Origin of the sequence: Stenotrophomonas maltophilia group sp. Smal32 (genome assembly GCF_030237085.1) — a bacterium.
In the GTDB taxonomy this organism is placed as follows: domain Bacteria; phylum Pseudomonadota; class Gammaproteobacteria; order Xanthomonadales; family Xanthomonadaceae; genus Stenotrophomonas; species Stenotrophomonas maltophilia_Q.
Genome location: NZ_JASJSI010000184.1, coordinates 1 through 4,297, shown reverse-complemented (window position 1 = coordinate 4,297; position 4,297 = coordinate 1). Strand labels below are relative to the sequence as shown.

Sequence of the window (4,297 nt, the reverse complement as noted above, 5' to 3'; positions counted from 1 at the left end):
TGGCCTGCGCCGGCACCGTCCCACTGCTGCCGACCAGTGCCCATGCACAGGCCGCCACGCGCAGCTATGACCTGCCCGCCCAGCCACTGCCTGCCGCACTGGATGCCTACAGCCGGCTGACCGGTATCGATCTGGTCGTCGGCGCGGCGCTTCCCGCCGGTCATGCCGCGCCCGCGCTGCGCGGCGACTTCGACGATGCGCAGGCCCTGTCGCACCTGCTGGCCGGCAGCGGCCTGCGTCCGCGCTTCATCCATGCACGCCGCGCCACCCTGGAGCCGGCGCCGGCCGAACGCCGCGACGGCAGCCGCCGCACCGGCCCGCTGCGTGTGCAGGGCGACACCGCGCACGGCAATGCACCGGGCAGCGGAGCCAGCCAGTACGTGCCGGCCACCCACGATGGCTTCGCACCCACTGTCGGTAGCGAGCGCTTGGCGATGGCCGAACGCCAGGACGGCAACAGCCTGCTGCGCTCGATGCCCGGTACCCACAGCTTCCATTCGCGCAGCCAACCGGGCCTGCAGGTCAACATCCGCGGCATGACCGGTGCCGGCCGGGTCAACACCATGATCGACGGTGTCACCCAGACCTTCCGCAACAATGCCGGCCATGGCTCGGGTGGCCCCTTCGCCTACGTCGATCCGTTCCTGCTGGCCGGTGTGGACGTGCAGCGCGGTGCGGTCGCTGGCGGTGACGGCGCTGGTACGCTGGCCGGCAGTGCCAACTTCCGCACGCTCGATATCGACGATCTGCTCGGCGAGGGTCGCGACTGGGGCCTGCGCGCGGGCTACCGGCATGGCAACAACGGCTATGGCAGCGGCCGCACCTTCGCCGGCGCCTGGCGCCACAGCGAGGACGGCGGTGATCGCCAGTTCGGCCTGCTGGCCGCTGCCAGCAGCAGCCACAGCAGCGAATACGCCACCGCCCGTGGGCAGAAGAACGCTGCCGACCCGGGCAGCCAGCAGCCCAGCAGCTGGCTGCTGAAAGCCCGCCTGCAGCCCAGCGACCAGCATCGGCTGGACCTGAGCCACATGCGCTACGAAAACGACTTCTACCACAATTACCCGTGGCAGATTTCCGCGCGCAACCAGCGCGCCAGCTACCACTACACGCCCTATACGCCGTGGATCGACCTGCGTGCCACCTTCGCCAGCAACAAGACCCGGCTGTTCTACCCGCCGGTGGAGGATTCGAGCTACATCGGCCGCCGCACCCACAGCAGCCTGAGCAGCTGGACCGTCGACAACACCAGCCGCTTTGATATCGGCGCCCTGCAGGCGCGGTGGAACACCGGCATCAAGCATCAGTCGGACATCTACGTGGCCGACACCCCTATCCTGCGCGGTGCCAACCCACAGGGCCGCAGCAAGCTCGACAGCGTGTTCAGCACCCTGGAACTGCAATACGACATCTACGCGCTGACCGCTGGCCTGCGCCAGGATCGATACGGCATCCGCGGCCATATCCCGGTGTGTTCCGACGTGCCGGGCCAATGCACGGAGATCCATGGCGGCGACATCGACGTGCGCCGCAGCGAGCGCGCGCTCAGCCCCAGCCTGGCACTCTCACTGCAGGCCACCGACTGGCTGCAGCTGTTCGCTGAAGTCTCGCGCACCTCGCGACCGCCGCGTGTGCAGGAGATGTTCTTCGAGAAGATCCCGTTGGAGGGCATGAGTGATGCCGACGGCGTAGGTGCCAATCCGTTCCTGCGCCGCGAGCGCTCACGCAACCTGCAGTTCGGTGCCAACCTCAGCACCGATTCGCTGCTGGTCGACGGTGACCTGGCGCAGCTGCGCATCACCCGTTTCGACAACCGCATCCGCGACTACATCAAGCCGCAGTACCTGCTGATCGTGCATCCGCCGGAACTGGAGCCGTTCGTGGTGCCGATCGACAGCGATCCGCAGCTCAATGCCTGGACCGATGTGCTGGATGCAGACGACTTCACCACCACCACGCGCTGGATGAACCACCCGGGCGTTGTACGCATGCGCGGCATCGAGCTGGAAGCGCACTACGCCAGTGAGCACTACCACGCCACGCTCAGCTGGACCCGCTCGCGCACCAGCGCACCGGCCATCGAGTTCGTCAACCTGGAAGACATCACCGCCCTGCCCGACCGCTACTGGACGCTGGACGTGGGCGGCCGCTGGTGGCAGCAGCGCGTGCAGGCCGGCCTGCGCGCCGAATACTCCGGGCCCACCGAGGAAGGCTACGACTTCTTCCAGACCCGCAAGACCGGCGGCACCGGTGTGCTGCTCGACTTCTACGCCAGCTTCAAGCCACAGGCCAATACCACGCTGTGGCTGAACATCGAAAACCTGCAGAACAAGTCCTATGACAACAATGCCTCGATCGACAGCATCTTCAGCCCGATCCTGGACCGCGGCAACGGCCGTGGCCGCACCGTCTCGATGGGCATCAATGTGGCGTTCTAGCCGTCGCTGGTTGCCGCTGTGCCTGCTGGCGCTGGCGGGCGTGGCTGGCGCCCAGTCGATGCCCGGCACGGTGACCGACCTGGCCAGCGGCCAGCATCTGGACGAGGCCGCATTCGTGCAGCGTGCGGCCAATGCGCAGCGGCTGCTGCTGGGTGAACGCCATGACCTCGCCGGAGACCATGCGGCCCAGCGCTGGCTGCTGCATGCCCTGCAACAGGTGCGCCCGCAAGGCGCGCTGGTGATGGAGATGATTGCCAGCGAGCGCCAGCCGCGCCTGCAACGGGTGCAGCGCTGGCTGGCCAGGGGCACCCATGCCGAGGGTGCACGCCTGCAGGATCTGCTGGACTGGGATGCGCGCTGGCCGTGGGCCGCGTATGGCGGGCTGGTACGGGAGGCTGCCGATGCAGGCACGCCGTTGTTCGGTGGCAACCTGTCGCGTGCCGAGGTCAACGCGCTGCTGGCCTCGACCGAGGGCGTGCGATTCCCAGTGGCCGCTGCCCGCCAGCGCCTGTCGGCGGTGGTGCTGGCCCAGCACGCAGACGCGGCACCGATGCTGGAAGGGATGCTGGCCGTACAACAGGCCCGCGACACGCGCATGGCGCAGGTGCTGCTCGACGCGCCCGCACCGGCGCTGCTGGTAGCAGGTCGCTGGCATGTACTGCGCGGTACCGGGGTACCGGGCTACCTGTCACCGGATACGCCTGCGTTGGTGATCGCATTGGCTTCACCGGGTGAAACCGTCGATGCAGCTGATGCCGATCTGCTGTGGGTGCTGGACGATGAGTGAGCGCGGCCAACACTGGCAGGCGATCGCGATCACCGTCGTCCTGCATCTGCTGCCACTGCTGCTGTTGGTGCACTGGGTCGCGATGCCGCCGATGCTGCCGCCGCCGGAGCAGGACGTGCGCATCAGCCTGCGCCTGCTGGCACCGGCCACGCCGCCACAGCCGGTAGAGGAGCGCCAGGCCGAAACCCCCAGCCAGGCGCAGCAGGCCCGCGCCTCGCAGCCCACGAAGTCACCGCCGCCGCCCAAGTCTACGGCGGCGCGCGACGGAGAGCAGGCCGCCAGCGAAACGGGTGGCACGGGCCGCCAGCCAGTGCCGGTCGCCCCGCCTGCGGCCGCGACCGATGCAAGTCCCGCACCGGCATCGATCACGGCCGCGCCGCCCGCTCCGGACGCGCCACCGGCAGACTCCCAGGCCGGCGCCGCCAGCGACCAGTGGGAAGCCCGCCTGATGGCGCGGCTGGAACGTTACCGCTATTACCCCGCCGCCGCGCGCTCGCGCCGGCAGCAGGGCACTGCCTGGGTCAGGGCCAGCATCGACCGCGAAGGTCGCCTGCTGGCCCTGCGGCTGGAGCAGTCCAGTGGCCAGCCGATGCTCGATGACGCAGCCCTGCAGACCTTCCGTCGCGCCCAGCCACTCCCCCCAATTCCCGATGAACTGAAGGCACCTCAGGAACTGGTGGTACCGGTGGAGTACTACCTGCGCTAGGCGCTGTGGAGCTGCGAGGCAGTCTGCGACCTCAACCCGGGTTGAGGTCAAATACACCCCGCGCAACAGAGCAGTCCGCCATGCGCAACGATCGCAGCGTGCTGTATCGCCGGGCCGATGCTCGGCTGCTCCATGCGAACGGCAGTTGTAGAGCCGAGGCCCAGCGCCGGGCCGCCCACGGCCCCGCCCCCCCCCCAGGGGTCCGCCCCTCCCGGGCACGGCACCGGGGCGGGCGCGGGCCCGGGGGCCAACGTTCGGGGGGTCCGGCCCCCCGGGGCCGGGGGGTAATACATGTGGCCCCCGCGCCGGGCGCGCCGGGGCCCCCCCGGGGCCCCGGCGAGCGCGGCCCGGCGCGCCGACGCGGGCCAC

3 protein-coding genes are annotated in these 4,297 nt (G+C 69.7%); all 3 read left to right on the top strand.

The features are described from left to right. Positions 1–2,435: TonB-dependent receptor (locus QRO91_RS21965; protein WP_285310573.1), on the top strand; the 2,435-nt coding region annotated here is incomplete at its 5' end. After that, a complete protein-coding gene (locus QRO91_RS21960) occupies positions 2,422–3,222 on the top strand; it encodes a ChaN family lipoprotein (protein WP_049429231.1) in 801 nt (266 codons plus the stop codon). The genes QRO91_RS21965 and QRO91_RS21960, both read left to right, overlap by 14 nt. Beyond that, on the top strand, positions 3,215–3,928 hold the full coding sequence (locus tag QRO91_RS21955) for an energy transducer TonB (protein ID WP_285310572.1): 714 nt from the start codon (positions 3,215–3,217) through the stop codon (positions 3,926–3,928). The genes QRO91_RS21960 and QRO91_RS21955 overlap by 8 nt, the downstream gene beginning before the upstream one ends. The last annotated feature ends 369 nt before the right edge of the window (positions 3,929–4,297 follow it).

Bases quoted from the DNA above. Each gene is read 5' to 3' on its own strand.
- QRO91_RS21960 (WP_049429231.1), top strand. From the start codon at position 2,422: ATGTGGCGTTCTAGCCGTCGCTGGTTGCCGCTGTGCCTGCTGGCGCTG.
- QRO91_RS21955 (WP_285310572.1), top strand. From the start codon at position 3,215: ATGAGTGAGCGCGGCCAACACTGGCAGGCGATCGCGATCACCGTCGTC.